Origin of the sequence: Rhodococcus rhodochrous, from assembly GCF_014854695.1 — a bacterium.
Taxonomy (GTDB): domain Bacteria; phylum Actinomycetota; class Actinomycetes; order Mycobacteriales; family Mycobacteriaceae; genus Rhodococcus.
The window spans coordinates 152,138-178,385 of sequence record NZ_CP027557.1; the positions used below are offsets into that span (position 1 = coordinate 152,138).

The window sequence follows — 26,248 nt, forward strand, 5'->3', positions numbered from 1 at the left end:
CATCGGGTCATGTCCTGGTTCGACGAGATCCTCGCCCGTGCAGGTTCGAAGTCGCAGATGGTGACGCGCGAGGACGCGCTCCCCGGTCGCGCCGAACCGCTGCCCGTCCCCGAGACCCACTACGTCAACGGCAACCGCATCGTTCCCCCCTTCCCCGAGGGCCTGCAGGCCGCAGTCGTCGGCATGGGTTGCTTCTGGGGCGCCGAGAAGGAGTTCTGGCAACTCGACGGCGTCTACTCGACCGCGGTCGGCTATTCCGGCGGCTACACGCCCAACCCCACCTACGAGGAGGTGTGTTCCGGCCGGACCGGGCACACCGAGGTGGTGCTCGTCGTCTTCGACCCGAAGGTGATCGGCTACGAACACATCCTGCAGCAGTTCTGGGAGAACCACGACCCCACCCAGGGCATGCGGCAGGGCAACGACCACGGCACCCAGTACCGCTCGGCGATCTACACCCACGACGAGACGCAGATCGAGGTCGCCGAGGCCACGGCCGAAGCGTTCGGCAAGCGACTGGCCGACGCCGGATACGGGCAGATCACCACGGAGATCGCCCCGCTCACGCAGTTCTACTACGCGGAGGACTACCACCAGCAGTACCTCGCGAAGAACCCCAACGGCTACTGCCCCGTCCACGCCACAGGCGTGAGTTGCCCGGTGGGCCTCGGCGCCTGAAAGAGCGTCGGGCCTCAGGGGCCGACGGTGTCGCGCACCACATCTCCGCTCGCAGCGCGAGTGTGAGATGCGTTGGCGTTCCTTGAACTTCCCCGAAAGCGGACGCATCCTGGAAAAAGGGATCATTCCAGAGGGGGAAAGGGACGGCTTGCCGACATGACGACCAGAGCGGGGTATCTGCGGCGCACACGGCGAAGTCTGCGCAGGCGGGACCCGCTCGTGCGTCGCACCGACAAGCTCGAGGCGCGCTGCTTCACCCTCATGATCGCCGTGATGGCGCTCCTGATCCCCGTCGCGGTGTGGGTGTCCGCCACCATGTGGAGCTCCCAGCTCGAACTCTCCGAGAAGCAGAATGCCGAACGCGTCAGCGTCACGGCCGTCCTCGACGCCGACGCCCTGAGCGACTCCGCCGGATGGGGCGAGACCGTGAAGATCTCCTCGGCCCCCGCGACCTGGGGTTGGGGCGACGAGACGCGTCACGCTCTCGTCCAGGTCGACAGTCTCGCGACCGCGGGCAGCGAGGTGCCGGTCTGGGTCGACGCGAGCACGGGCGAATACACGCAGGCCCCGCTGACCAGTTCCGCCGCGAAGTTCACCGCCGTGCTGTCCGGGGTGTCGCTGTGGACGTTCTCGTCCGCCGCCGCGACCGGCCTGTTCGCCCTCGCGCACTGGCGTCTCGAGGTGCGGCGCAGCCGCGAGTGGAGCCGGGACATCGAAGCGTTCCTCGGCTCCACCAGCAGCCACTGACCCACTGGAGGCGCGTCAGAGATCCGCGACGGCGGGCATGACCTCGTCCGCCACCAGTTCGAGGTGCTCGAGATCGGCGAGATCGAGGACCTGCAGGTAGATGCGCTGCGTCCCGGCCTCGGCGAAGGTGCGGATCTTCTCGATCAACTCCTGCGGGGTACCCGCGAGTCCGTTCTCCCGCAGTTCGTCGACCTCACGGCCGATCCGTGCCGCGCGACGCGCGATCTCGTCCTCGTCCCGGCCGCAGCACAGCACGAGTGCGTTCGAGTAGGTCAGTTCCTCGGGGTCGCGTCCGGCGTCCCGGCAGGCCGAGCGCACCCGCTCGAACAGAACCTTCGTCTCGTCCAGCGACTTGAACGGCACGTTGAACTCGTCGGCGTAGCGCGCCGCCAGTGCCGGCGTGCGCTTCTTGCCCGCGCCGCCCATGACGATCGGCGGGTGGGGACGCTGGTACGGCTTCGGCAGCGCCGGGGAGTTCTCGATCCGCACGTGCTCGCCCTCGTACGAGAACGTCTCGCCCTCAGGGGTGTCCCACAGGCCGGTGATGACCGCGAGGGACTCCTCGAAGCGGTCGAACCGCTCCTTCAGCGTGGGGAAGGGGATGCCGTAGGCGAGGTGCTCCTCCTCGAACCAGCCGGCTCCGAAGCCGAAGTCGACGCGTCCGCCACTCATGGCGTCGACCTGCGCGACGGAGATCGCGAGCGGGCCGGGGTACCGGAAGGTCGCCGAGGTGACGAGCGTGCCGAGGCGGATCGTCGACGTGTCGCGGGCGAGACCGGCCAGGGTGATCCATGCGTCCGTCGGTCCGGGCAGGCCCTCGGCGTTCATGGCCAGATAGTGGTCGGAGCGGAAGAACGCGCCGTAGCCGAGTCGTTCCGCGGTCTGCGCGACGGCGAGGAGGTCGTCGTAGGTGGCGCCCTGCTGGGGTTCGGTGAAGATGCGTAATTCCATGACTCGATCATTTCAGCGCCGGAACCCGCACGGGGGATCGGCGGGCGCCTGTCCACTGTGAGATGTCTCGAGTGTGATTCCCCATGCGTGGATAGACCTGTTGATGAACCTGTGGAAACTGTGGATAACTCCAGCGGATGGGGTTGATGGGGAGTGTTGTGGAGGACCCACCGGCCCCACCTGCGCAACAAGATCGGTACGACCACACCCACATCCGTTCACGCCGCGTGCCACTATTGAGACGTGAGCTTTTCCGACGTGCCCACCGTGTCGGTCGACCTGGTACCCGAACTCGGCGACGAGGTCGTCCTCCTCGACGTCCGCGAGGACGACGAATGGGAACTCGGACACGCCCCCGGCGCGCTGCACATTCCGCTCGCCGACGTGCCCGCCCGCATCGAGGAACTCGACCCCGACGCCGAGATCTACGTGATCTGCAGGCAGGGCGGCCGCTCTCTCGGAGCGGTCGAGTACCTGGCCCGCATCGGGTACGACACCTTCCAGGTCGCCGGCGGCATGGTGGCGTGGCAGAAGCACGGACTCCCGCTCGTCTCCGAGCGCGACGAACCGGCAAAGATCTATTGATGTCGGCCTATCAGATCTGTGTGCGCTGTGAGAATCGCTGGCCGGTGACCTATCAGCCGCGGCAGTGGTGCCCGGCCTGCCGCGGTGTGCTGCTCTCACCCGTCGCCCCCGACGGGTCGGTTCCTCCGTCGCGCCGCAACTTTCGCTGGGTCGCGCGGCCGGCGGGTGGCCCTCCGACGACCGAACCGGCGTCGCCTCCGCGCGGGCGTCCGTCGGCCGAGACCCCGTCCTATCGCGAGATGCCCCGCTGGGGACTGCTCGATCCGCTCCCGGACGAGGACGTCGAACCGGATCGCGCCGAGACCGCCGCCGACCTCGCACCGACGCTGCTCGTCGGCACCGCCGTCGTCTTCGGTCTCGCGGCGGTCGCCGAGGCCGTCCGGTACGGAGTGTTGCTGTACAACCGCACCCGTCTCGTCGACCCGCTCGTGCTCGCGGTGTCGGACGCCGCGGTGTGGGCGACCCAGGTGGTCGGGCCGGTCGTGGCGCTGGCCGCGGCGGTCGCATCCGGGTTGCGGTTGATCGACCTGCGCCGGCGCATCTACGCCGAGCGTGGTCTCGCCGAGTCGCGGTCGCCGCTGTCCATCCTCGCGGGGCTGGTCGTTCCGGGCCTCAACCTCGCGATGCCCGGTGTCTTCCTCACCGAGATCGCCGACCGCGACCCGCGGTTGCTCCGCGCGATCCGCACCTGGTGGGTGCTGTGGGTGGTCAACGGCGTGCTCATGGTGGCGCTGCTCGCGTGGCGCCAGCGCGACACCCTGCAGGCCCGTGCCGACGGCGTCCTGCTCACCGCCGTCCTCGCGGCGCTCGGGGCGGTCGTCGCGCTGTCGACCCTGCACGTCCTGCGCCTGTTCGACGACGCCGACCTGTGGGGACGGCCGCTGCGCCGTCGCCGCTTCACCCATGCGACCGGTCCGGCCTCGTCGCCGATCGCGCCCATCGTCCCCGCCGCCGTGCGCGAACGGGAAGAGGCCCGCGAGGACCAGGACGACCCTCCGGAGGAGCCGGCCGGCGAACGAGCGGACGACGAGGAGCGCGCCGAGGCGGTGGCGCCGTGACCCGCAGCGCGCATCCCCGGGTCGTCGCGCATCGCGGTGCGTCCGCCGCGCTCCCGGAACACACGATCGGTGCCTACGAACTCGCGTTGAAGGAAGGCGCCGACGGCGTCGAATGCGACGTGCGGCTCACCCGCGACGGTCACCTCGTGTGCGTGCACGACCGCACGATCGACCGGACGTCGAACGGCACCGGTGTCGTCAGCGAGATGACCCTCGACGAGCTCGCGCAGTACGACTACGGACGTCCCGGCGAGCCCGCCGACCTGCTCACGCTGCGGCAACTGCTCGAACTCGTCATGGACTTCACGAGCGTCCCGGTGAAGGTCTTCGTCGAGACCAAGCATCCCGTCCGCTACGGCGGTCTCGTGGAGAGCAAACTGCTCGCTGAACTGGCCCGCTTCGGTCTCGCGACCCCGGCCTCCGCCGATTTCTCCCGGGTGGTGGTGATGTCGTTCGCGGCGGGGGCCGTCTGGCGCATCCGCCGGGCCGCGCCGCTGCTGCCCACCGTGCTGCTGGGGGAGACCTCGCGCTACCTGCGCGGCAGTGCCGCGACCACCGTCGGCGCGACCGCTGTCGGCCCGTCGATCGCGACGCTGCGCGAGCACCGCGATCTCGTCGACCGGGCCGCGCTGTCGGGCCGGGCCACCTACTGCTGGACCGTCGACGACCCCGCCGACGTCGAGCTGTGCCGTGAGCTGGGCGTCGAGTGGGTCGCCACCAACCATCCCGGGCGCACCAAGCTGCAGCTCGACGCCGCCTTCGATCGGTGAGCACCCCCACCTCGTCCCGCGACCTCGACATCGCGACACGGGTCGCCGTGTAGTTTGACGCCGTGGCCAAGAAGAGCAAGAGAAACAGCGGACCCAAGCCCGGCAGCAACCGCGCCGCGAAGCTCGAGCAGCGCCGGCTCGAGCGGGAAGCAGCGGCCGCCGCGACGTCCCGGCCCTTCGAAGGACTCGCCTTCGAATGCGATCTCGTGGCACTGCGCGAGTTCGTGCCGTCGGCCCTCGCGGAGCTGCCCGCGGCCGAGGACGGCCGTCGCGTCGTGGGTGCGACCATCCTTCCCGGTGGGGTCGCGGCCCTGGTCCGCGAGGAGAACGGTGCGCCGGTCGCGTACGTCGGCCTGCAGCTCGCCGCCGGCTTCGGACCGGACCCGGCGGGTGAACTGGCCGCGGCCCTGCACTGGGCGCACACGGCCGAGCCGGGCTCGTCGCTGCAGGTCGCGAGCGTCGACGACGACACCCCGCCGCTGGCCGAGCTGATCGACCCGGCAGCCGTGCCGGCGATCACCGTCCACAACGACTTCGACTGGTGGATCCCGGCCGGTGTCGAACCGAGCGCCGAGATCGCGCACACCGTCAAGCACGCGAACGAAGCCGTGCTGCCGTCGGCGCGTCTCGAGGGCGACGGTCTCCGCGGCGCGTGGTGGGTCGATCCGGGCGAGAAGGCGCACCTGCGCTGGGTGCGCCCCGAGGACGAGGACGCGCTGATGGCGGCGTTGTCGCGCGTGCACGCGGCGGGCGGTCTGCACCTCGGTGAGGGATCGCGGTTCGCCGGTTCGTTCCGCACCCACGGCCTGCTGGTGCCGGTCTTCGACCTCGACCGCGAGAAGCACCCCGACGAGTGGGTCGCCCCGACGATCGAGTTCGGGCAGCGTCTCGACGAGGCCCTGGCCGTGGACGAGCCGCTCACCGCCGCCGAGCGCCGGTCGCGCGACGGCCTGCGCAGCCGCCAGGTCACCCTGCGCTGACCTGCTCACGACAGCACGAAGGCCACCTCCTACGGGAGGTGGCCTTCGTCGTTCCGGGTGGGCTGTCCCCGGATGGAGGAACGATCAGATGGCGCCGCCGGCGGCGAGCGGGGCGTTGCCGCGCGGCTCGCGCACCTTCGAGTTGAGCTCGCGGGCCACGAAGTCCTCGAGGTTGAAGAGGTTGGAACCGGCACGGTCGGCCACGGTCAACAGGGTCGTCATCGTCGCGACCTCCTCGACCTGCTCCTGCAGGAACCACTGCATGAACTGCTCGCCGAGGTAGTCGCCCTCGTCGCGCGCGGTGCGGGCGAGCTCGACGATCTGGTCGGTGACCTTCTTCTCCTGGGCGAGGGCCAGCGCGATCGGCTCGCGAGCATCCTCGAACATCGACTGCACCGCGTCGACGCCGGTGAGGTCGACGGCCATGTCGCGGTCCAGGAAGTACTGGACGATCATCATGGCGTGGTTGCGCTCCTCGACGGCCTGCGCGTAGAAGTGCTTCGCCAGCTGCGGGAGATCGGTGTTGTCGTAGAAGACCGCGATGGCGATGTACTGATGCGACGCCGTGAACTCGTAACGGATCTGGTCGTGCAGCAGCGTGTGGAACTTGGTCTTGGTCATGTCGCCCATCGTCGTCATGATCACGACGTTAGTGCAGGTCAACGCGTTTTTCATCCAAGTGTTGGCTACCCTTCCACAAGGCAGCATCGGCTACCCTACGGAAGATTCGGACAGCCTTCCCCAAGATCGACGACGATTCGCGGCGTCCGTCAGGGGGCCGGAGCGAGCAGTTCCGGCGGGATCGGGTCGCCCTCCGAGATGGCTCCGAAGAACGGCACGGCGCGCTCACGATCCCACAGCAGGACGTTGCCGATGCCGTAGACGTCGTCGAATCCGCCCACCGGAACCGTCGTGGTGACCGTCTCGCCGCGCATCGCCCACGCGAGTCGCGCGAGGTTCCACAGATGGTCGCCGTCGTCGACCCGCAGTGACCCGGCCGCACCCGACATCAGCGACCACGCCCGGAAGGGGTTCAGGAAGGTGCCGGGGCTCGTGGCCTTGCTCAGCAGTGCCGACAGGAACAGGCGCTGGTTGTTCATCCGGTCCAGGTCGGCGAGCGGGGTGGCGCGCGTACGCACGAAGCCCAGGGCCTGCGCCCCGTCGAGCTCCTGGCATCCCGGTTCGAGCCTGAGCCCGGCGAGCGGGTCGTCGATCGGATAGGGCACGCAGATGTCGACCCCGCCGACCGCGTCGACGATCGACGCGAACCCGCCGAAGCCGATCTCGGCGTAGTGGTCGATGTGCACGCCCGTGGCGCCCTCGACCGTCTGCACGAGCAGCTGCGGCCCACCCAGCGCGAACGACGCGTTGAGCTTGTCCTGGCCGAAGCCCGGGACGCTCACGTAGGAGTCGCGGGGCAGGGAGACCATCGTGGTGGCGCCGCCACCGGGCGGGATGTGGACGAGGAGCACCGTGTCGGTGCGGTCGGCGCCGACCTCCCCGCCGGTCGCGAGTTCCTGTTCCTGCTCGGGGGTGAGGCCCACCCGGCTGTCGGAACCGACGAGCAGCCAGTTCGTGCCGGGGGTGTCGCCGACACGGCCGTCGTAATCGGCGAGCGCATCGACGCGCGCGAGTTTGCCGTCGAGGTAGACCATGCTCGCGCCCATCGCGACGACGAGCACGACCAGGACGATCGCGAGTCGCCGCAGAATGCGCCGGGCACCCAACGGGCGGCGCGGTGCGGGTCGGGAGGGCGGTGCCGCAGGGCGCCGCGGGGGTGCGGGCGGTGGGGTGTTCCCGCGCGGAGGACGCCGGTTCGGGGCGGGTTCGGCGAACCGTTCGGGTCGCTGCGTCGGCGCCCAGTCGCGTCGTTGCTGCTTCGGAGGCGGTTGCTGCCGGTCCTGCCGCGGAGCCTGCGCGGGTCGGTAGTTCGGCGCGGGCGCTTGCGACCACGCCTGCGGTGACTGCGGCCGTCCGTCGCGCCTCAGCACCTGGGTGCCCTCGGGGGACGGTGGGGGACCGCCGCGGCGCCGCGGAGGCGGTCCGGCGGGTCGCTGTGGGGGTACTCCTGTCTGCTGGTTCGGCAGTACTGCCCGCCGGGGAGGAGGGCCCTGCGGGGGAGGTCCCTGCGGAGGCCGCGGCCGGTTCCGAGGGTCGCGAGGGTCGCCGTTCACCCGGACAACTCTACGTTCAGGGCAGCCAGGACACGTGGCCCCTCAGTGCTTGGTAGCCGACGAAGGCGACGGTGTCGATGAGTGCGTGGGCGATCACGAGCGGCCACAACCGGCCGGTGCGCTGCCAGTAGCGTCCGAAGACCAGGCCCATGACGACGTTGCCGAACCCGCCGCCGATGCCCTGGTAGAGGTGGTAGCTGCCGCGCAGCAGGGCGGAGGCGAGCAACGACGAATTCTCCGACCAGCCGAGCTGCCGCAGGCGAGTGAGGAGATAGGCGACGACCAGGATCTCCTCCGCGCCGGAGTTGGCGATCGCCCACAGCACCTCGGTGGGCAGTCGCCACCAGTAGTCCTCGAGCAGGCTCGGCGCGACCGTCAGATTCAGGCCGGCGGCGCGCGCCACCAGGTACAACGCCAGGCCGGGGAGCCCGATCAGCGCGGCCAGCCCCACGCCGGGCAGCAGGTCCCGGCGCAGACGGGGCCGGGCGAGACCCGCGAGTCGCGGTCCGACGCCGCTGCGCCAGAGCAGGTACAGACCGAGGGCGCCCCAGGCGAGCAGACGCACGATGCCGAGGAGCTGACGGGCGAGATCGATGAACCCCTGCGACGAGCGCGGCGTGTTGAGGGCGACGGTCTGATCCGACAGTGGTTCCGGTGCCAGCGCCGCCTCGGCCAGCGACAGGATCGACGAGATCCCGCTCAGGCCGAAGGTGACGAGCAGGACGATGGTGATCTCGATCCACAGCGCGCGGCGCTCGGTGGGGTCGAGGGGCGGCTCGGGGTTGCGGGAGGCGGGCCGCAGCCAGTCGCGGAGGGTCGTCACCGGAGCGATTGTGCCGGACCCCGCGTGGCCGGTCCTTTCGCTGCGGGGAGGCGATCCCACCGGCTCGCGGTGATGTGTCCAATTTGACAGCAGTCCTTGTGACCCATCACACTTCACAACGCCCGACCGATCGATCGCTCGGGTGCGGATAGGGGCCCTGTGGGCCGAGGGGAATCTGCGACCCGGAAGTAGGGACATGAACATCGAAACACCTGAGAAGAATTCTGTTGCAACAACTTCGGTGACTCTCGCATCGAAGAAGAAGTCTCTTCTCGCCAGCTCCGTGGGCAACATCCTCGAGTGGTACGAGTGGAGCGCCTACGCGGTGTTCGCTCCGTTCATCGCCGCAGCGATGTTCAACAGCGACAATCCGGTCTCGGCACTGCTGTCCACACTCGCGGTCTTCGCCGTCGGATTCCTGATGCGACCGCTCGGTGGCATCGTGTTCGGCCGCATCGCCGACAAACGCGGCCGCAAGTTCGTGCTCGTCACGACCATGCTCATGATGGCCGGTGGCAGCCTCGTCATCGGGCTCATGCCCACCTACTCGTCGATCGGCGTGTGGGCGTCGGTGCTCCTGCTGCTCGCCCGTGTGGTGCAGGGCTTCGCGCACGGTGGCGAGTCGGCGACCGCCTACTCGTACGTCAGCGAGATCGCGCCGCCGCATCGCCGCGGCATGTGGGGCAGCGTCGCCTTCGTCGCGATCTTCGGCGGTTCCGTGCTCGCGTACACGATCGGCGGAGCGGTCACCTCGACACTCTCCGAGAGCGCCGTGGGTGAGTGGGGATGGCGCGTGCCGTTCCTCCTCGGCTTCTTCCTGGCGCTGTTCGCCCTCTACCTGCGACGCAGCATGGAGGAGAGCGAGGTCTTCGACCAGCAGGAGACCCGGGTCGACGAACCGCGCATCCCGCGCAAGGTGGTCGTGCGTGCGATCCTGCTGATGATCGGCATGACCTCGGGGGTCACGGCGGCGCACTACACGTGGACCTCGTACGTCTCGACGTACGCGATCACGCAGAAGGGCATGGACGCCGACACCGCCTACTGGATGCTCGTCATCGCCCAGGTCATCGCGCTGGTGTCGCTGCCCTTCTGGGGTCTGCTCTCCGACCGGATCGGCCGGCGCCCGATGCTCGGCGGCTTCGCGGTCCTCATGTTCGCGCTGCAGATCCCGCTGACGTCGATGATCACGTCGGCCGGGTGGACGCTGCTCGTGTCGACCACCCTCGCCCTGCTCATCGTGTCGATCCCGGGCGCGATCCTGTCGTGCACCCTCTCGGAGAGCTTCCCGACCCGCCTGCGTACTCAGGCCATCGGCTTCGCGTACTCCTTCTCGGTGGCGGTCTTCGGTGGCACCGCGCCCTACCTGAACCAGCTGCTCACCGGCTGGGACATCGGCTGGGTCTTCGGGGTCTACATCATGGTGCTGTGCGTCGCGACCGGCGTCGCCGCCCTGATCATGAAGGAAACGAAGGGTATCGACCTGCAGAAGGTCTGATCGATACAGCCCTGCAGAAGGTCTGATCGATACAGCCCTGCAGAAGGTCCGACCCTTCCAGTTCCGAATCCTGCCGCCGCGTACCGCTCAGGTGCGCGGCGGCAGTCCGTTGCGGAAGGGGCAGCCGACGAGCAGGCGCAGCGCGCGGCTCAGGGCGGCGGGATCGTCGACCGGTTCGTGGAAGGGGATCCGCACGTCGTGGTCGTCGCCTTCGGACTCGACGCGCAGGCGCAGTCCGTAACGGTCGAGACCGAGGGGGCGGATCCGTCCGCCGCGGTGCGCGGGCGGGATGCGTCGCGCGATCTGCCGCACGATGTCGGCGTGGTCCTCTTCGAGGTGCTGGAGCCACCCGGTCTCGAGAGCGGCGAACGGGTCGGGGGCGGCGTCGAGGACCTCGGTGACGTCGACGGCCTCGGCCCCGGTGGTGTCGGCGGCGACGACGGAGTCGAGCGTCAGGCACAGCAGTTCGGAGCGGTGTCCGACGTCGAGGAGTTCGGGGTGCGGAAGGATCTCCGCGATCTCGGCGGCGAGCCGGCGCGGATGCTCCACGGGACGCAGGGTGCCGCTGAGCCAGATGAGCGAACGGACCGGATTGCGCAGGGCGATCGGGGAGTGGTCGGTGAGCTCGAGCATGGCGGGGATGCCTGCGCTGCCGGCCTGCCAGGCGAGTGCGACGGGGAGGCTGTCCTCGGCGACGACCACCGCGACCTGCCCGTCGTCGAGGAGGTGATGAACCGAGGTGGGGAGCGGGTCGCAGCCGTCGATCGCGAGCTGCGTCGTGTCGGCGCGGATGAGGGCGGTGCGTACGCGTTCGGCCGTGGTCGGCGCGGGGATGACGGATGTGGTGGTCTGCATGCCAACCCTCCTTGTCGATGTAGGTGAGGCAAACCTAAGTCATTGTGATCGCGGTCGCAAGTGGTCCGTCGGTAGCCTGGATCGGTGCCGATCCCACTTCCCCTCGGAATGCCGCCGTCCCGCGACGAGCCCCGCGGACTGCTCGACGCGCTGCTCACGCACCGGCACGACAGCCTCACCGACGCCCTCGACACGGCCGGCCGCATGCTCGCCCCACCGGTCGTCCCGGCCGCTGCCGTCACCGGATCACCGACCCGCGAGCTCGTCGTCGAACTCGACGCCTCGGCCGAACTGCCCTCGCCCGCCGGGTGGCGTCCGGTCCGGTACCAGGTCGACTGCGCGGCCGAGGAACTCGAGGACGTTCTCGCGATCACCGCGCCGGCGCCCCTGGTCGTCTATCCGCACGTGCCCGACGCCGTGCTCGCCGACGCCGCCCGCGCTCTCACCGAGGCCGGCCACATCCCCGGCCTGACCGCAGGTCGCGGGGCCGACGCCGTCGCCGACTTCCTCTCCGTCCTCGCCCACGCCGACACCGGCTACGCCGCCCGTGCGACCGGCACCGACGAGGTCGTCGCCCTGCTCGCCGCCACCGTCGCGGCGCTGAGCGGTTTCGACGTCCGCGAAGCCCTCGCGACTCCCGACGTGGCGCGGCTCCGGCGGCTCGTGCCGGAGGCCGCCGCGGCCGTGCGGGAGATCCTGCTGGTCGTCGAGGTCGACGACACCGACGCCGTCGTCCGGGAGCTCGAAGCGCTCGACCTCACCACCGGCTGACACGGAGCCACCGCTCGGGTGTGGTTCACGCAGAGTCCGCTTTCCGGTCACGACCGATGCGTAACCTCGTACACGTGCCACGTATCGCCTATTTCGGACCGTCGGGAACGTTCACCGAGATGGCCCTCGACCGCTTCGAGAGCCTCGGTGCACTCGACGTGCTCGGCGACGAGTCCGCCGACGTCGAGCGCGTCTCGGCCGCCAGCCCGCCCGCTGCCCTGCAGCTCCTGCGCGACGGGAAGGTCGACGGTGCCGTCGTCCCCATCGAGAGCTCGGTCGAGGGTTCGGTGCCACCCACCATGGATGCCCTCGCTCTCGGGCCGCGCCTGCAGATCGTGTCCGAGGTCGAGCTCGACATCGCGTTCACGGTGGTCACCCGCGAAGGGATCACCCGCGATCGGGTCCGCACGATCGGCGCCTATCCAGTAGCCGCAGCGCAGGTGCGTCGCTGGATCGAGGACCACCTGCCCGACGCCGAGGTCGTGACCGCGGCCTCGAACGCGGGAGCCGCCGAGGACGTCGCGTCCGGCAAGGTCGACGCAGCGGTGTCCACCGCGCTCGCCGGACAGCGGCTCGGCCTGTCCGTGCTCGCCGACAAGGTCGCCGATTTCGAGGGCGCCCGCACCCGCTTCGTGCTCATCACGCCGCCGCGTCCGGTGCCGAAACGCACCGGTGTCGACCGCACCTCGGTCGTGCTGCAGCTCCCCAACGAGCCCGGCTCGCTGGTGCGCGCTATCACCGAGTTCTCCACGCGCGGAATCGATCTGTCGCGCATCGAGTCCCGGCCGACACGCAGGGAATACGGCACCTACTTCTTCCACTTGGACTGTGTGGGTCACATCGACGACGCGCTGGTCGCCGAGGCGCTGCAGGGACTGCACCGCTTCGCGCAGGTGCGCTTCCTCGGATCGTGGCCCGCTGTGTCCGAACACGGTGTCCCCCCCGTGTCGGACGACGAGGATGCGCGGTGGCTCGACCGACTGCGGCGCGGAGAGGACTGAGGGTGAGCGGCAGATTGATCCTGGCCCGGCACGGCCAGACGGTGGCGAACGTCGCCCGGAGGCTCGACACGAAACTCCCGGGTGCGGAGCTCACCGAGCTCGGCGTCGAACAGGCCCGCACGCTCGGGAAGAATCTCGTCGAGCGCGGGCCGTCGCTGCTCGTCGCGTCGCAGGCACTCCGTGCTCGGCAGACGGCCGAGCACGCGGCACCGGCGGTGTCGCTCGAGACGGTCGTCCACGAGGGCGTGCACGAGGTGCAGGTCGGCGAGCTCGAGGACCGCAGCGACGAGGAGTCGCACAAGCTGTTCATGAAGGTCTACGAGGAGTGGCACAACGGCGACCTGCGGGCGCGGGTCCCGGGTGGTGAGTCGGCGCTCGACGTGCTCGACCGGTACCTGCCCGTCCTCGAGTCGCTGCGCAGCGACTATCTCGACGCCGGTTCGGGCGACGTCGTGGTCGTCAGTCACGGCGCCGCCATCCGGCTCGTCGCCGCCTATCTCGGCAAGGTGCCGGCGGGTTTCGCCATCACCAACCACCTGGCCAACACCGAGACGGTCGAACTGGTGCCGGTGGCCGGTGGTGGATGGGAGTGCGCGCGCTGGGGTACCTTCTTCGCACCCTTCCACGACACCGCGCGTGGCGGTGCCGATGACCCCATGGGGTGATGCCGATGACCCCATGGTGTGATGCCGACGACCCAACGGAATGATGCCGTCCACCTTCCGATCTTTCGAGCGCAAAACATACGGGTATCCTCGGGTCGTCCGTATGAAGTAGCGATCGGTAGGTAGGTGCGGTTTCATGGGTGCTTCGAGCGACGAGACCGACACCCTCACCAACGGTGAGGCCATCCCGGACTGGCGCATCCTCGAACCGATGCAGCTCAGTCCCATCCTCACCGCTGCCCTCGACGCCTTCTACGAGACCGGTTTCCACGGCACTTCGGTGCGGGAGATCGCGCGCCGCGTCGGCGTCACCGTTCCGGCGCTCTACTACCACCACGAGAACAAGGAAGGGCTGCTCATCGCCCTTCTCGAACTCTCGACCAGCGACGTCCTCTCCCGTGCCCACGCCGCCGCCGAGGACGCCGACGGCGACCCGGTCCGCAGGCTGTCCAATGTCATCGAGGCGATCGTGCTGCGCATGACCCTGCGGGCCCGCCTCGCCGCGCTCGAAGGCGAGGCCCGCTACCTGAGCCCCGAGAACCGCCAGCGCTACCGCGCGGTGCGCAAGGGCGTCGAGCAGTTGGTGCGGAAGATCGTCGAGGAGGGTGTCGCCGCGGGCGTGTTCGACGTGGACGATCCCGCCGAGACCACGCGCGCCCTGCTCGGCATGTGCCAGTCGATCCCGCGCTGGTACCACGCGGAGGGCACGCTCAGCCCCGAGGCCGTCGCGCAGAAGTACGTCGGTATCGCGCTCAAGACCGTCGGGGTCTGACGGCCCGGAGTCGGTGTCGATCGAAGTTCAGCGTCGGTCGAAGTTCAGCGTCGGTCGAACCAGGTGACCTGTGTGCCGTTGCTGAACTCCTCCCGTGCGGTGACGTCGAATCGGGTGGGGACGAAGTTGCCCGACAGTGCCGGGATACCGTCGCCCGCGAGCACCGGATAGCTCTTGAACACCAGCCGGTCGATCTCGTCGACGAGCTGCCCCGCGATGTTGCCGCCGCCGCAGAGCCAGATATCCATTCCCTCTTCGGCTTTCAGCGCGCGGACGAGCTCGACCGGATCGGTGTCGACGATCCGGACCTGCGGGTCGTCGACCGGCGCGAGGGTGCGGGACACGACGTACTGCGTCATGTGGCTGTACGGGCTCGTGAGGCCCAGCGAGAGGCCGGGTTCGTAGGCGCCGCGCCCCATGATCACCGTGTCCCATTCCTTGTTCGGTGTGTCGACCGGCATGCCGACCTGTTCGCGGAAGGTCGTGGGAACGGCTTCCGGGTATCTCGCGCTCATCGCCGCTGTCATGTCGTCGCAGATCGGATAGAAGTCGTACTCCCCGTTCGGCCCGGCAATGTAGCCGTCGAGGGTCACTGCCACGTAGTAGACGAGCTTTCGCATGGTGGACCACCATTCGTAGTACTATGAGTGAAGTGGTTTGAACGTAGTACTACATATGGAGTGGTGTCAAGTGGTTCGGACGAATCCGGAACGGCGACAGGCCTTGTTGGATGCCTCGATCGAGGTGCTGGCGCGCGACGGCGCGCGCGGGCTCACCTTCCGCGCGGTGGACAAGGAGGCCGGGGTCCCGACGGGGACGGCGTCGAACTACTTCGCCAACCGCGACGACCTGCTCGTGCAGGTGGGTCACCGCTACTACGAGCGGCTCCTGCCCGCCGACGAGGTCATGGCGCAGTCGCAGGCGCCGCAGACCCGCGAATCCATGATCGAGCTGATGACGGAGGTCGTCGACCGGCTCGTCCGGTTCCGCGCCGGCTATCTCGCGCTCCTCGAACTACGCCTCGAAGCCACCCGGCGGCCCGAACTGCAGGCCCTGCTCACCGAGCGGGTGCGCGCCGACCTGGATTTCAACATCGCCAACTACCGGCACTCCGGCCTGCCGGGCGGTGAGGACGCCGTCGTGCTGCTCTATCTCGCGTTGAACTGGCTGGTGCTCGACCGGCTCACCCTCCCCGGGATCGTCGACGAGGACCGTGTCGCCGAACTGGTGCGGGCGGCCGTCGAACGCGTGATCCCCGACGCCTGAAACGACTTCGGTGGATCCGACCCCGCTCAGCGGGGCCGGATCCACCGAGATCACCGACCGTTCAGCGACGGAAGTTCGCGGTGCGCTTCTCCTGGAAGGCCGTCACACCTTCGGTGAAGTCGGCGCTGCCGAGCAGGACGAGCTGCCCTTCGCGCTCGCGGGCGAAGGCATGATCGAGCTCGGTGAGCGTCGCGTCGTTGATCGCATTCTTCGTCGAAGCGAAGGCGGTCGACGGACCGTCGGCGAGTCGCTGCACGAGAGTCTCCACCGCACCGTCGAATTCGTCGTCCGCGTAGACGTCCGCAATGAGTCCGGAGGCCAGCGCTTCACCGGCCGGAAGTCGCTCGGCGAGCAGAGCCATCTTCAGTGCCCGCGCGCGACCGATCGACGCGGCGACGAGCGCGGACGCCCCGCCGTCCGGCATCAGCCCGACCCGGGTGAAGGCCAGCAGGAAGTATCCCGACTCCTTCGCGACGGTGAGATCGCATGCGAGAGCCAGTGATACGCCCACGCCCGCGGCCGCACCGTTGACCGCTCCGACGACCGGCCGGGGGAGCGCCCGGATCGCGGCAACCGCACGGTTGGCGGCGTCGATCGTGTCGGCGGAAGGCGGAGCGCTCAGGTCGCGACCGGAAAGGTCGGCGCCGGAACAGAACGCGCGACCGACGCCGGTGAGCACCGCGACCCGGACGGAGGCATCGTCGGCGTACTTCTCGAAGGCATCGGCAATCGCGTCGAGCGTCTCGGTCTTCACGGCGTTCATCCGCGAGGGACGGTTCAGGGTGACGCGCAGGACGCCGTCGTCGACGGTCGTGTCGACACCGGGCAGGTCGTCGGTCATTACTGTTCTCCTAGGGTCGGGACGTCAGGTCGAGCGCGACCTTGCCGGTTGCGGAACGGTTCTCGAGCGAACGCAGTGCCGCCGGAGCCTCGTCGAGGGGATGGAGGGTGGGCTCGGGAACGACGAGCGTCCCGTCGCGCAGCAGCGGTTCGAGTGCGGCCCACTGCCGCGCCGGGTAACCGGGGTCGGTGCGGAGATACTCGCCCCACCCCGCGCCGACTACCGAGATGTTCTTGAGCAGAAGACGATTGACCTTCACGGTGGGGATGCTGCCGCCGGTGAAACCGAGAACGACGGCACGCCCGCCCGGCGCGAGGCTGCGCAGGCTGTCGGTGAACCGGTCGCCGCCCACGGGATCGAGCACGATGTCCACTCCGCGCCCACCGGTGAGTTCGAGGACGCGGTCCTTGAAACCCTCGGCGGGGACGGTGTGGGTCGCGCGGTTGGCCTTGGCCACTGCGGCCTTCTCCTCGCTGCTCACCACCGCGATCGTCTCGAGGCCGAGCGCCGCCGCGACCTGCAGTGACGCCACTCCGAGACCGCCCGCCGCACCGTGGACGAGGACGGTCTCGCCCGCCCGGTACCGGGCGCGCTCGTCGAGCGCGAAGTGCGCGGTGAAGTAGTTCATGAGCATCCCGGCACCCGCGGTCAGCGACACGCTGTCGGGCAGCGGGAAGACCAGCTCGCGCGGCAGTGCGACGGTCTGCTGCCACGATCCGGCGATGGACAGCACGGCGACGCGCTGTCCGGCGGTGAGGCCGCTGCCCTCGGGTGCGGTGCGGACGATGCCCGCTCCTTCGGCGCCGAGCACGCACGGCAGCGGTCGGACCATCTGGTAGCCGCCGGTCGTCTGCAGCAGGTCGGGAAAGGACACGCCGGCGGCGTGCAGGTCGACGAGGACGAGCGAATCGCCTGCCTCGGGTTCGGGGATGTCGGTCACGCGGACGGCGTCGGGGCCGGCGTGTTCGGTCAATTGCGCTGCGCGCACGGGCGTCTCCTCGACTCGGGTCGTGATCCATCACTATCAGAGTCGCTTAGCGTGCGCTAGCTCTCAGAGACCATTGACCGAGCGCTAAGTCCGTGGTAGAGCTTTTAGCGATCGATAAGTACGCCGCTGGGAACGTCTCCGGCCCGCACGCTGCACTTTCGAAAGGATCGTCATGAGCAACGCTGTCATCGTCGACGTCGTCCGTACCGCTGTCGGTAAGGGCAAGCCGGGTGGCGCCCTGTCCGGCACCCACCCCGTCGAACTCCTCGCCCACGTCCTGCGTTCGCTCGTCGAGCGCAACGGCATCGACCCCGCGCAGGTCGACGACGTGATCGGCGGCTGCGTCGCCCAGGTCGGCGAGCAGTCCCTCAACATCTCGCGCACCGCGTTGCTCGCCGCCGGCTTCCCCGATTCGGTGCCCGCGACCACCATCGACCGCCAGTGCGGGTCGAGCCAGCAGGCCGCGCACTTCGCCGCGCAGGGTGTCATCGCCGGCGCCTACGACATGGTCATCGCGTGCGGTGTCGAGTCGATGAGCCGCATCCCGATGGGCACCGCCACCCTCGGCAAGGACACCCACGGCCCGAGCATCCGTGCCCGCTACCCCGAGGGCCTGGTCAATCAGGGCATCTCGGCCGAACTCATCGCCGCGAAGTGGAAGTTCGACCGCGACGCCCTCGACGCCTACTCCGCGCAGTCGCACCAGCGTGCCGCTGCCGCCTACGAGGCCGGATACTTCGACAAGGAGATCGTCCCGATCACCGTCGAGAACGCCGCGGGCGAGCAGGTGCAGCACACCGTCGACGAGACGCTGCGTGCCTCCACCACCGCCGAGGGCCTCGCCGGCCTCAAGCCCTCCTTCTACACCGAGGAGTACGCCGCCCGGTTCCCCGAGGCGCAGTGGGTCATCACCCCCGGCAACTCGTCGCCGCTCACCGACGGTGCGTCGGCCGCGCTCATCATGAGCGAGGAGATGGCGACCAAGCTGGGCCTGACCCCGCGCGCCCGCTTCCACTCGTTCTCCGTCGCCGGCGACGACCCGGTCTTCATGCTCACCGCCCCGATCCCGGCCACGCAGAAGGTGCTCGCCCGCGCGGGTCTGGGCATCGACGACATCGACGCCTACGAGGTCAACGAGGCGTTCGCGCCCGTGCCGCTCGCCTGGGCGCACGAACTCGGTGCCGACCCGGCCAAGCTCAACCCGTGGGGTGGCGCGATCGCACTCGGCCACGCACTCGGCTCGTCGGGCACCCGTCTGCTGTCGACCCTCGTCAACCATCTCGAGGCCACCGGCGGTCGCTACGGCCTGCAGACCATGTGCGAGGGCGCGGGCATGGCCAACGCGACCATCATCGAACGTCTCTGACATCTCTGACGTCTCGAACATCTCCGAACCGCAACCACTCTCGAAAGGGTAATCAATGATCGTCAACGACAGCGTCGCCGTCGTCACCGGTGGTGCCTCCGGCCTCGGTCTCGCCACCGTCAAGGCCCTGCTGAACGACGGCGCGCAGATCGTCATCATCGATCTGCCGTCGTCCAACGGTGAGACCATCGCCAAGGAACTCGGCGACCGCGTCCGCTTCGTCGCCGCCGACGTCACCGACGAGGCCGCCGTCACCGAGGCCCTCGACGTCGCCGAGTCGCTCGGACCCGTGCGTGTCGCGGTGAACTGCGCCGGCATCGGCAACGCGATCAAGACCGTCAGCAAGAAGGGTGCCTTCCCGCTCGACGCGTTCAAGAAGGTCGTCGACGTCAACCTGTTCGGCACGTTCAACGTCATCCGTCTCGCCGCCGAGCGCATCGCGAAGACCGAGCCGATCGACGGCGAGCGCGGCGTCATCATCAACACCGCCTCCGTCGCCGCCTTCGACGGCCAGATCGGCCAGGCCGCCTACTCGGCGTCCAAGGGCGGTGTCGTCGGCATGACCCTGCCGATCGCCCGCGACCTCGCGTCGCTGCTCATCCGCGTCGTCACCATCGCACCGGGCCTGTTCAAGACCCCGCTGCTCGGCTCGCTGCCGGAGGAGGCCCAGGCCTCGCTCGGCGCGCAGGTGCCGCACCCGGCCCGCCTCGGCGATCCGTCCGAGTACGGTGCCCTCGCCGCGCACATCGTCTCGAACCCGATGCTCAACGGCGAGGTCATCCGCCTCGACGGCGCGATCCGCATGGCCCCGCGCTGACCCGAGCACCGACTGTGAGAGGAGGGGGTCGATGACCCCGGCATACGAGGCCGAGGAATCCGACACGCCCCACGCGGACGTGCAGTCCGCCGACTGGCGCGAGTTCCAGCCTCTGGGGCTCGACCCCATCCTCGAACACGCCCTGGAAGCGTTCAGCGAGAACGGTTTCCACGGCACCACCGTCCGCGACCTGGCCCGCCGGGTCGGCGTGACGGTGCCCGCGCTGTACTACCACTACGAGAACAAGGAAGCCGTTCTCGTCACGCTGCTCGACGCCGCCGTCCTCGACCTCATCGGCCGTGTCTCGGCCGCGGTCGCGGACGGCGGCGACGACCCGGTCGCCCGCTTCGTCAACGCCGTCGAGGCGATCGTGCTGAACATGACCCACCGCGCACAGCGTTCGGGCCTGGATTCCGAAGTGCGCCACATCTCCCCGGAGAACCGCCGGACCTACGCCGCGACCCGCAAGCGTCTCGAGCTGATGATGCTCGACCTGGTGCGCGAGGGCGTCGACCAGCGGGTGTTCGACGTCGACGACGTCGAGGAGGCCGTGCGCGCTCTCCTCGGGATGTTCCAGTCCATCGTCCGCTGGTACCAGCTCGGTGGTCCCCTCACTCCCGCTCAGGTTGCCCAGCGGTACATCGTGATCGCACTGCGGGTCGTGGGCCACCCGGCCGCCTGAGAGTCTTTCGAACCACCTCCACGCAAGGAGTCCATGCCGTGCTGACCACCGCCTTCACCGAAACCTTCGGCGTCCGCCATCCCATCGTGCAGGGAGGGATGCAGTGGGTCGGCCGCGCCGAACTCGTCGCTGCGGTCGCCAATGCCGGCGCGCTCGGAATGATCACCGCTCTGACGCAACCGACCCCCGAGGATCTCGCGAAGGAGATCGAGCGCACCCGCGAGCTCACCGACCAGCCGTTCGGCGTCAACCTCACGATCCTGCCGGCGATCAACCCGCCGCCCTACGAGGAGTACCGCCAGGTCATCATCGACTCCGGTGTGAAGATCGTGGAGACGGCCGGATCGAATCCCGCGCCGCACCTGCCCGACTTCCACGCCGCCGGAATCAAGGTGCTGCACAAGTGCACCAGCGTCCGGCACGCCGTCAAGGCGCAGGACATCGGTGTCGACGGCATCAGCATCGACGGCTTCGAATGCGCCGGCCACCCCGGTGAGGACGACGTCCCCGGCCTCGTGCTCATCGCCGCCGCCGCAGAGAAGATCACCATCCCGATGATCGCGTCCGGCGGCTTCGGCGACGGTCGCGGTCTCGTCGCCGCCCTGGCTCTCGGCGCCGATGGCATCAACATGGGTACCCGGTTCATGTGCACCGAGGAATCTCCGATCCACCAGAACATCAAGGAAGCGATCGTCGCGGCGAACGAGACCGACACCGAACTGATCTTCCGTCCGCTGCGCAACACTGCCCGCGTGGCGAGCAACACCGTCAGCCGTGAGGTCGTCGAAATCCTCGACCGCGGTGGACAGTTCGAGGACGTGCGTGAACTCGTCGCCGGTGCCCGCGGCCGTCTGGTCTACGAGAACGGTGATCCCGAGGCGGGAATCTGGACCGTCGGCACGGTGCAGGGCATCATCCACGACATTCCCCCCGCGGGCGAACTCGTCGAGCGCATCGTCGCCGACGCCGAAAGCCTCATCGCAGAGCGACTCACCGGCATGATGTCGCGCGTGAACGCCTGACCCTTTAGGAGAACCCCTTGAAGCGCACCCATTTCGACGACGATCACGAGGCGTACCGGGAGACCGTTCGCGAGTTCCTCGCCCGCGAGATCGAACCGAACTACGAGAAGTGGGAAGACGAACGGCTCGTCGACCGCTCGGCATGGATCGCCGCCGGTAAGTCCGGCATCGTCGGTCTGGGAGCGCCGGAGGAATTCGGTGGCTCGGGCGTGACCGACTACCGGTTCCGTCACGTCGTGCAGGAGGAGATCGCACGCACCGGAACGACCTCGTTCGGCGCCGGACTCGCACTGCAGGACGACATCACGATCCCGTACATCGTGCACCTCGGCACGGAGGAGCAGAAGGCCCGCTGGCTGCCGAAGATGGCCACCGGTGAGCGTATCGGCGCGATCGCGATGACCGAGCCCGGAGCCGGATCCGACCTGCAGGGCGTGAAGACCACCGCCGTACGCGACGGTGACGAGTGGGTGATCAACGGCCAGAAGACGTTCATCACCAACGGAATCCACTCCGATCTCGTCATCGTGGTGTGCCGCACCGACCCGAACGCGGGGTCGAAAGGTTTCTCGCTCATCGTCGTCGAGCGCGACACCCCCGGTTTCAGCAGAGGCCGCAAGCTCCACAAGGTCGGTCTCGCCGCGCAGGACACCGCCGAACTCGTCTTCGAGGACGCCCGTGTCCCCGCCGAGAACCTGCTCGGCACCGAGGGTCGCGGCTTCGTGCACCTGATGGAGAACCTGCCCCTCGAACGCATCGGTATCGCCGTCAGCGCGATCACCTCGGCGCGGGCCGCCTACGAGTGGACCGTGCAGTACGTCTTCGAGCGCAAGGCATTCGGCAAGCCCATCGGCGACCTGCAGAACACCCGCTTCGCGCTCGCCGAGATGCTCACCGAGATCGAGATCACCGAGTCGCACGTCGACCGGTGCGTACTCGCCCTCAACGCCGGGGAGCTCACACCGGTGGATGCGTCGAAGGCCAAGTGGTGGGCGACCGAACTGCAGAAGCGCGTCGTCGACCGCTGCGTGCAGCTGCACGGCGGGTACGGCTACATGATGGAGTACCCGATCGGGCGCGCCTACGTCGATGCACGCATCCAGACGATCTACGGTGGCACCACGGAGATCATGAAGGAGATCATCGGCCGCGACATCGCCGCCGGGTACGCGTAATCGTTTCAGGGAAGAGGGATTCGATGTTCGACCTCACAGGTAAGCGCGCTCTCGTCACGGGTGGTTCCGCGGGGATCGGTCTCGGCATGGCCCGGGGGCTCGCCCGTGCCGGCGCCGACGTCACCCTGTGGGGCCGGAGCGAGGACAAGCTCGCGAAGGCCGCGGCCGACATCGGGAGGTTCGCCGGCCGCGTGGCCACCCGCGCGGTCGACGTCTCCGACGAGCAGGCCGTGACCGACGGTGTCGCGGCGCTCGTCGACGACTTCGGTGGGCTCGACATCGTGGTGGTCAACGCCGGCATCGGGTCGTCGCTGCAGAAGTTCCACGAGTCGACGACCGAGCGGTACCGCGCCGTCATGGCGACGAACGTCGACGGCGCGTTCTTCACGATGCGGGAGACCTCGCGTGTGCTCGTCGAGCAGGGCGCCGGGGGTTCGATGATCGTCACGTCGAGCCTCGGTGCACTGCAGGGCGCCGGACGCAACCAGCCGTACGCGGCGAGCAAGGCCGCGGTGCTCGCGCTTGCGAACGGCTGTGCCGTCGAGTTCGCGCGTCACCGGATCCGGGTCAACAGCGTGCTGCCGGGCTGGATCGCCACCGACATGACCGGTCCGCTGCAGGAGTCCGACGTCTTCAACTCGAACGTCATCGGCCGCGTGCCGCTCGGCCGGTGGGGCACCCCGGAGGATTTCGAAGGCATCGCCGTCTATCTCGCGAGCGATGCGTCGTCCTTCCAGACGGGCAGCACGACGCTCATCGACGGTGGTTACAGCATGTTCTGACCGGTCCTAGGATGGTCCGGTGAACCAGCATCCCGCGATTCGTGACCGTGTGATCAGAGTGAGCGCCGTCGTTCTCCGCAACGCCGCCGGTGAGGTGCTCACCGTGCGGAAGCGGAACACGTCGCGGTTCATGCTGCCCGGAGGCAAGCCGGATCCGGGGGAGACCCCGGCCGAGACCGCCGTGCGCGAGTGCGCCGAGGAACTGGGCGCCGAACTGGATCTGTCGTCGTTGCGTCTCGTCGGGGTCTTCGACGCCGAGGCCGCCAACGAGCCCGGTTACCGGCTCGAAGGAACCGTCTACGAACACCCGCTCGTGGAGGTCGCCGGTGCCGCCGCGGAGATCGCGGAGACGCGCTGGCTCGACCCGGCCGTCCTTCCGCTCCCCGGCGATCTCGCGCCGCTGCTCGAGCACCACGTCCTTCCCGCTCTCGCGTCGGCCTCCCGATAATCCTGTTTTCACAGAGGTATTGCGCAGTTCTCATCCATGGGGAAATGTGGTGAGGGCAGTCACATCGCATATCACGGAAGGTCTCCCATGGCGCTCACCGCTCTGCTCGAACTCGAATTCAAGGCCGACTCCCTCGACGACGCGAAGAAGGTCATGACCCGCGTGCTCGACGAGACGCGACATTTCGACGGATGCGACGGCATCGAGATCCTCGTGGATCAGAAGAACGAGGCCCGCTGGGTGGTCGTGGAGAAGTGGCGCTCGGCCGAGCACGACGCCGCCTACCGCAAGTTCCGCGCCGGCGAGGGCGCCATCACCGACCTCGGACCCCTCCTGGCGGGAGCACCGAAGCTCGAGCACTTCACCACCCTCTGAGTCCCCACCGGAGCGCGGGCGGAGTCGGTCGTCACCCGGCGGAACGCGGACGGTAGGGTGACCCCCGGGGCGGACGTGTGCCGTTTGCCTCGAAGTGACATCGACTGTGGAGGTAACCGGGCATGTTGGAACTCTTCGGCGTCATCGTCGTGTGGCTCACCGTGGCCGTCGTCGCTGTCGGAACCGTCATCATGTTCGTCGTTTCGACGCTCAGCCCGCACTTCGGTCAGCGCAAGGCCAAGGGACCCCGCCTCGACAAGGCGACCGCGGCCCGCAACAAGTAGCACCCGGTACCGATCGCGAAGAGCGCCTCAGCCCCAGCCCAGCTGGTGGAGGCGCTCTTCGTCGATTCCGAAATAGTGCGCGATCTCGTGGACGACGGTGACGAGTACCTCGTGCACGACGTCGTCGTCGCTCTCGCAGATGTCGAGGATCGCGTCGCGGTAGATCGTGATCGTGTCCGGTAGCGATCCCGCGTAGTGGCTGTCGCGCTCGGTCAGCGCGACGCCCTGATACAGACCCAGCAGGTCGGGTTCTTCCTCGTGGCGCGGCTCGACGAGGACCACGACGTTGTCGATCGCCCGCGCGAGTTCGCGGGGGATCTCGTCGAGCGCTTCCGAGACGAGCTCTTCGAAGTGCTCGTCCTCCATGTGTACCGGCACGTCACGACCCCGGCAGGGGAACGGCGCCCGGCAACGGCGTCGGCAGCGACCGGCCTTCCGGCACGGGCGGCGGCGGCACGGGCGGCTGGCCGTCGATGAGGATGTCGCCCTTGGCGCTGCCGGTGATCGACGAGAAGCCGCCACCCTCGACCTGCTTGCCGATCGAGCAGTTCACCTTGCGGCTGCCCGCGAGCCAGCTGTCGTAGTCGAGGTTGTCCCAGAACAGCGTGAGGGTCTTGTTGCGCAGGGCCTCGGGGTCGCCGAGGTACTCGTTGACCAGGCGCGTGCAGGTCTCCTCGAGATAGCCGTCCTGGTCCTCGATGCTCGGCAGCCCGCCGGGGAACTGCCCACCGAGGTCGACGACCGCGACGACCTCGAAGGCGTGCGGCTTGGAACACTCCACCGGGTCGGCAGGCACACCGTTGTTGATGCCGATGCAGACACCGACGTCCCAGGCCCGCGACTGGTCCTGATCGGCGACCCGGCCCTTGATGGGCAGCAGGTTGCCGGTGGTCGACGAGAACTGCAGACCGCACCGCAGCGTGCGCTCGCCGGCCGCCCAGCCCGCCTCGCCGGGGTTGATGAGGCCGATGCTGAACTTGCCGTGCGGGTCGAACCGGCCGTCGAGATAGTCCATCGCGGCGGGTGCGCACTGCTCGTCGCGCAGCTCGGTGAAACGCGTGACCGACGGGAAGCGTGATCCCGGTCCCCATTCGGTGCCGGGATACAGGCTCAGGTCGATGTCGGCGACCACCTCGAACAGATGCGTCTCGGCGCAGTCGACCTTCGTGAGGTCGCTCGCGTCGAGAGCACTCCAGGTCAGGCAATCGCCGGCGGTGGCAGTACCGAACGCTTCCCCCGCGACCGCGCCGGTCGTGCTGATGCCGGCGCCGGCGCTGTCGTCCCCGCCGTCGGCGCCCTGGAACCCCGCGACGACGAACGTCGCGATCGCCGCCAGGACGGCACCGGCCGCGACGAGCACGAGGGCGCGTCGGGTCAACCGCGCCGAGGGCGGGCGCCGGTCGGGCTTGGGCTTGTTGTCTTCGGCCATCACTTCCATCATGCCTGTTCGAGTGGACGCAGGTAGTTTCGGCTCATGGCCGACGACCCGATCGATCCCGAGATTCTCGAGATCGCCAAGCAGACCTTCGATGCCGCCCGCCAGGGAGACGTCGAGACCCTCACCGCGTACGTCGATGCCGGGGTACCGGTGAACCTCACCAACGAGACCGGCGACACGCTGCTCATGCTGGCGTCCTACCACGGTCATGCCGACGCCGTACAGGCCCTGGTCGAGCGAGGAGCCGACGTGAACCGGCTCAACGACCGCGGCCAGTCGCCTCTCGCGGGCGCGGTCTTCAAGGGCGTCGAGGCAGTGGTGCGGGTGCTCGCCGAGGCCGGCGCCGACCCGCGTCACGGGCACCCCACCGCGGAGGACACAGCGAAGATGTTCGGGCGCGACGACTACCTGGAACTCTGGCAGCGGTAGGCTTCGA

32 protein-coding genes are annotated in these 26,248 nt (G+C 68.8%); 22 read left to right on the plus strand and 10 right to left on the minus strand.

The genetic code is table 11. The annotated features are described in order from the left end of the window. The first annotated feature begins 9 nt into the window (after nt 1-9). Nucleotides 10-678 carry a peptide-methionine (S)-S-oxide reductase MsrA gene (gene msrA, locus C6Y44_RS00695; RefSeq protein ID WP_006553397.1) on the plus strand — a complete coding sequence of 223 codons (669 nt, stop codon included), beginning with the start codon at nt 10-12 and terminating at the stop codon, nt 676-678. Between the two features lie 156 nt (nt 679-834). Beyond that, on the plus strand, nt 835-1,425 hold the full coding sequence (locus tag C6Y44_RS00700; protein WP_225623686.1) for an Rv1733c family protein: 591 nt from the start codon (nt 835-837) through the stop codon (nt 1,423-1,425). 15 nt (nt 1,426-1,440) lie between these two features. Here C6Y44_RS00700 and C6Y44_RS00705 read toward each other — a convergent pair whose 3' ends face one another. Beyond that, entirely contained in the window at nt 1,441-2,376 is a 936-nt protein-coding gene (locus C6Y44_RS00705) for an LLM class F420-dependent oxidoreductase (RefSeq protein WP_159417036.1), read from the minus strand. A 258-nt stretch (nt 2,377-2,634) separates the two neighbouring features. Here C6Y44_RS00705 and C6Y44_RS00710 point away from each other — a divergent pair, with 258 nt between their 5' ends. The 4 genes from C6Y44_RS00710 to C6Y44_RS00725 all read left to right on the plus strand — a co-directional run bounded on the left by C6Y44_RS00710 (nt 2,635) and on the right by C6Y44_RS00725 (nt 5,769). Further along, nucleotides 2,635-2,961, plus strand: coding sequence for a rhodanese-like domain-containing protein (locus C6Y44_RS00710; RefSeq protein WP_059382076.1), 327 nt, complete (start codon nt 2,635-2,637; stop codon nt 2,959-2,961). Further along, the gene (locus C6Y44_RS00715) at nt 2,961-4,019 is read left to right on the plus strand and encodes a DUF4328 domain-containing protein (protein WP_192378605.1); all 1,059 of its coding nucleotides are present in this window, start codon (nt 2,961-2,963) and stop codon (nt 4,017-4,019) included. Before C6Y44_RS00710 ends, C6Y44_RS00715 begins: the two co-directional genes overlap by 1 nt. Beyond that, nucleotides 4,016-4,789, plus strand: a complete 774-nt coding sequence (locus C6Y44_RS00720) for a glycerophosphodiester phosphodiesterase (protein WP_016694581.1) — start codon at nt 4,016-4,018, stop codon at nt 4,787-4,789. The genes C6Y44_RS00715 and C6Y44_RS00720 overlap by 4 nt, the downstream gene beginning before the upstream one ends. A 62-nt stretch (nt 4,790-4,851) precedes the next feature. Further along, nucleotides 4,852-5,769: a DUF5926 family protein gene (locus C6Y44_RS00725; RefSeq protein WP_159417034.1), complete on the plus strand. Its 918-nt coding sequence runs from the start codon at nt 4,852-4,854 to the stop codon at nt 5,767-5,769. Nucleotides 5,770-5,853: 84 nt separating this feature from the next. Here C6Y44_RS00725 and C6Y44_RS00730 read toward each other — a convergent pair whose 3' ends face one another. From C6Y44_RS00730 to C6Y44_RS00740, 3 genes are all read right to left on the minus strand, one after another. Next, nucleotides 5,854-6,399 carry a ferritin gene (locus C6Y44_RS00730; RefSeq protein WP_230789963.1) on the minus strand — a complete coding sequence of 182 codons (546 nt, stop codon included), beginning with the start codon at nt 6,397-6,399 and terminating at the stop codon, nt 5,854-5,856. 140 nt (nt 6,400-6,539) lie between these two features. Continuing rightward, complete coding sequence (locus C6Y44_RS00735) at nt 6,540-7,760, minus strand: LCP family protein (protein ID WP_225623687.1); 1,221 nt, start codon at nt 7,758-7,760, stop codon at nt 6,540-6,542. 199 nt (nt 7,761-7,959) lie between these two features. After that, a complete protein-coding gene (locus C6Y44_RS00740; protein ID WP_159417033.1) occupies nt 7,960-8,766 on the minus strand; it encodes a CPBP family intramembrane glutamic endopeptidase in 807 nt (268 codons plus the stop codon). Nucleotides 8,767-8,962: 196 nt separating this feature from the next. Here C6Y44_RS00740 and C6Y44_RS00745 point away from each other — a divergent pair, with 196 nt between their 5' ends. Then, nucleotides 8,963-10,264 carry an MFS transporter gene (locus tag C6Y44_RS00745; RefSeq protein WP_159417032.1) on the plus strand — a complete coding sequence of 434 codons (1,302 nt, stop codon included), beginning with the start codon at nt 8,963-8,965 and terminating at the stop codon, nt 10,262-10,264. An 87-nt stretch (nt 10,265-10,351) separates the two neighbouring features. On the opposite strand, the gene C6Y44_RS00750 is transcribed toward C6Y44_RS00745, so the two are convergent. After that, entirely contained in the window at nt 10,352-11,119 is a 768-nt protein-coding gene (locus C6Y44_RS00750) for a DUF2470 domain-containing protein (RefSeq protein WP_159417031.1), read from the minus strand. A 108-nt stretch (nt 11,120-11,227) separates the two neighbouring features. Between C6Y44_RS00750 and C6Y44_RS00755 the strand changes: the two genes are divergently transcribed. The 4 genes from C6Y44_RS00755 (at nt 11,228) to C6Y44_RS00770 (ending at nt 14,328) form a co-directional block, all read left to right on the plus strand. After that, nucleotides 11,228-11,890 carry a hypothetical protein gene (locus tag C6Y44_RS00755; RefSeq protein WP_159419076.1) on the plus strand — a complete coding sequence of 221 codons (663 nt, stop codon included), beginning with the start codon at nt 11,228-11,230 and terminating at the stop codon, nt 11,888-11,890. Between the two features lie 74 nt (nt 11,891-11,964). Continuing rightward, nucleotides 11,965-12,891 carry a prephenate dehydratase gene (gene pheA / locus C6Y44_RS00760; protein ID WP_159417030.1) on the plus strand — a complete coding sequence of 309 codons (927 nt, stop codon included), beginning with the start codon at nt 11,965-11,967 and terminating at the stop codon, nt 12,889-12,891. Nucleotides 12,892-12,893: 2 nt separating this feature from the next. Next, nucleotides 12,894-13,556: a histidine phosphatase family protein gene (locus tag C6Y44_RS00765; RefSeq protein WP_174246954.1), complete on the plus strand. Its 663-nt coding sequence runs from the start codon at nt 12,894-12,896 to the stop codon at nt 13,554-13,556. Between the two features lie 136 nt (nt 13,557-13,692). After that, nucleotides 13,693-14,328 carry a TetR/AcrR family transcriptional regulator gene (locus tag C6Y44_RS00770; protein WP_159417029.1) on the plus strand — a complete coding sequence of 212 codons (636 nt, stop codon included), beginning with the start codon at nt 13,693-13,695 and terminating at the stop codon, nt 14,326-14,328. A gap of 44 nt (nt 14,329-14,372) precedes the next feature. Here C6Y44_RS00770 and C6Y44_RS00775 read toward each other — a convergent pair whose 3' ends face one another. Then, nucleotides 14,373-14,948: a dihydrofolate reductase family protein gene (locus C6Y44_RS00775; protein ID WP_159417028.1), complete on the minus strand. Its 576-nt coding sequence runs from the start codon at nt 14,946-14,948 to the stop codon at nt 14,373-14,375. A 70-nt stretch (nt 14,949-15,018) separates the two neighbouring features. Here C6Y44_RS00775 and C6Y44_RS00780 point away from each other — a divergent pair, with 70 nt between their 5' ends. Beyond that, nucleotides 15,019-15,594 (plus strand): TetR/AcrR family transcriptional regulator, encoded by a 576-nt coding sequence (locus C6Y44_RS00780; RefSeq protein ID WP_159417027.1) that lies wholly within the window; start codon nt 15,019-15,021, stop codon nt 15,592-15,594. 61 nt (nt 15,595-15,655) lie between these two features. On the opposite strand, the gene C6Y44_RS00785 is transcribed toward C6Y44_RS00780, so the two are convergent. Together C6Y44_RS00785 and C6Y44_RS00790 are read right to left on the minus strand one after the other, a co-directional pair. Further along, on the minus strand, nt 15,656-16,435 hold the full coding sequence (locus C6Y44_RS00785; RefSeq protein WP_159417026.1) for an enoyl-CoA hydratase: 780 nt from the start codon (nt 16,433-16,435) through the stop codon (nt 15,656-15,658). 10 nt (nt 16,436-16,445) lie between these two features. Next, the gene (locus C6Y44_RS00790) at nt 16,446-17,423 is read right to left on the minus strand and encodes an NADPH:quinone oxidoreductase family protein (RefSeq protein WP_159417025.1); all 978 of its coding nucleotides are present in this window, start codon (nt 17,421-17,423) and stop codon (nt 16,446-16,448) included. A 172-nt stretch (nt 17,424-17,595) separates the two neighbouring features. On the opposite strand from C6Y44_RS00790, the gene C6Y44_RS00795 reads away from it, so the two are divergent. The 9 genes from C6Y44_RS00795 (at nt 17,596) to C6Y44_RS00835 (ending at nt 24,374) form a co-directional block, all read left to right on the plus strand. Then, on the plus strand, nt 17,596-18,789 hold the full coding sequence (locus tag C6Y44_RS00795; protein WP_159417024.1) for a thiolase family protein: 1,194 nt from the start codon (nt 17,596-17,598) through the stop codon (nt 18,787-18,789). A 55-nt stretch (nt 18,790-18,844) separates the two neighbouring features. Further along, nucleotides 18,845-19,606 (plus strand): 3-hydroxyacyl-CoA dehydrogenase, encoded by a 762-nt coding sequence (locus tag C6Y44_RS00800; RefSeq protein WP_016691832.1) that lies wholly within the window; start codon nt 18,845-18,847, stop codon nt 19,604-19,606. A 31-nt stretch (nt 19,607-19,637) separates the two neighbouring features. Beyond that, nucleotides 19,638-20,288, plus strand: a complete 651-nt coding sequence (locus tag C6Y44_RS00805) for a TetR/AcrR family transcriptional regulator (protein WP_159417023.1) — start codon at nt 19,638-19,640, stop codon at nt 20,286-20,288. Nucleotides 20,289-20,326: 38 nt separating this feature from the next. Further along, on the plus strand, nt 20,327-21,310 hold the full coding sequence (locus C6Y44_RS00810; RefSeq protein ID WP_120281049.1) for an NAD(P)H-dependent flavin oxidoreductase: 984 nt from the start codon (nt 20,327-20,329) through the stop codon (nt 21,308-21,310). A gap of 17 nt (nt 21,311-21,327) precedes the next feature. Continuing rightward, a complete protein-coding gene (locus tag C6Y44_RS00815) occupies nt 21,328-22,485 on the plus strand; it encodes an acyl-CoA dehydrogenase family protein (RefSeq protein WP_120281050.1) in 1,158 nt (385 codons plus the stop codon). Between the two features lie 23 nt (nt 22,486-22,508). After that, a complete protein-coding gene (locus C6Y44_RS00820) occupies nt 22,509-23,267 on the plus strand; it encodes an SDR family NAD(P)-dependent oxidoreductase (protein ID WP_159417022.1) in 759 nt (252 codons plus the stop codon). Between the two features lie 49 nt (nt 23,268-23,316). Further along, nucleotides 23,317-23,715 (plus strand): NUDIX hydrolase, encoded by a 399-nt coding sequence (locus C6Y44_RS00825; protein WP_174247096.1) that lies wholly within the window; start codon nt 23,317-23,319, stop codon nt 23,713-23,715. A gap of 87 nt (nt 23,716-23,802) precedes the next feature. Next, nucleotides 23,803-24,090 carry a putative quinol monooxygenase gene (locus C6Y44_RS00830; protein ID WP_159417021.1) on the plus strand — a complete coding sequence of 96 codons (288 nt, stop codon included), beginning with the start codon at nt 23,803-23,805 and terminating at the stop codon, nt 24,088-24,090. A 122-nt stretch (nt 24,091-24,212) separates the two neighbouring features. Beyond that, nucleotides 24,213-24,374: a hypothetical protein gene (locus tag C6Y44_RS00835; protein ID WP_016933301.1), complete on the plus strand. Its 162-nt coding sequence runs from the start codon at nt 24,213-24,215 to the stop codon at nt 24,372-24,374. Between the two features lie 27 nt (nt 24,375-24,401). Here the strand turns inward: C6Y44_RS00835 and C6Y44_RS00840 are convergent, their stop codons facing one another. Together C6Y44_RS00840 and C6Y44_RS00845 are read right to left on the minus strand one after the other, a co-directional pair. Continuing rightward, the gene (locus C6Y44_RS00840) at nt 24,402-24,740 is read right to left on the minus strand and encodes a metallopeptidase family protein (protein ID WP_033097890.1); all 339 of its coding nucleotides are present in this window, start codon (nt 24,738-24,740) and stop codon (nt 24,402-24,404) included. 13 nt (nt 24,741-24,753) lie between these two features. Then, nucleotides 24,754-25,812 (minus strand): septum formation family protein, encoded by a 1,059-nt coding sequence (locus C6Y44_RS00845; protein ID WP_106201619.1) that lies wholly within the window; start codon nt 25,810-25,812, stop codon nt 24,754-24,756. Nucleotides 25,813-25,848: 36 nt separating this feature from the next. On the opposite strand from C6Y44_RS00845, the gene C6Y44_RS00850 reads away from it, so the two are divergent. Continuing rightward, on the plus strand, nt 25,849-26,241 hold the full coding sequence (locus tag C6Y44_RS00850) for an ankyrin repeat domain-containing protein (RefSeq protein WP_060652296.1): 393 nt from the start codon (nt 25,849-25,851) through the stop codon (nt 26,239-26,241). Nucleotides 26,242-26,248: the final 7 nt, after the last annotated feature.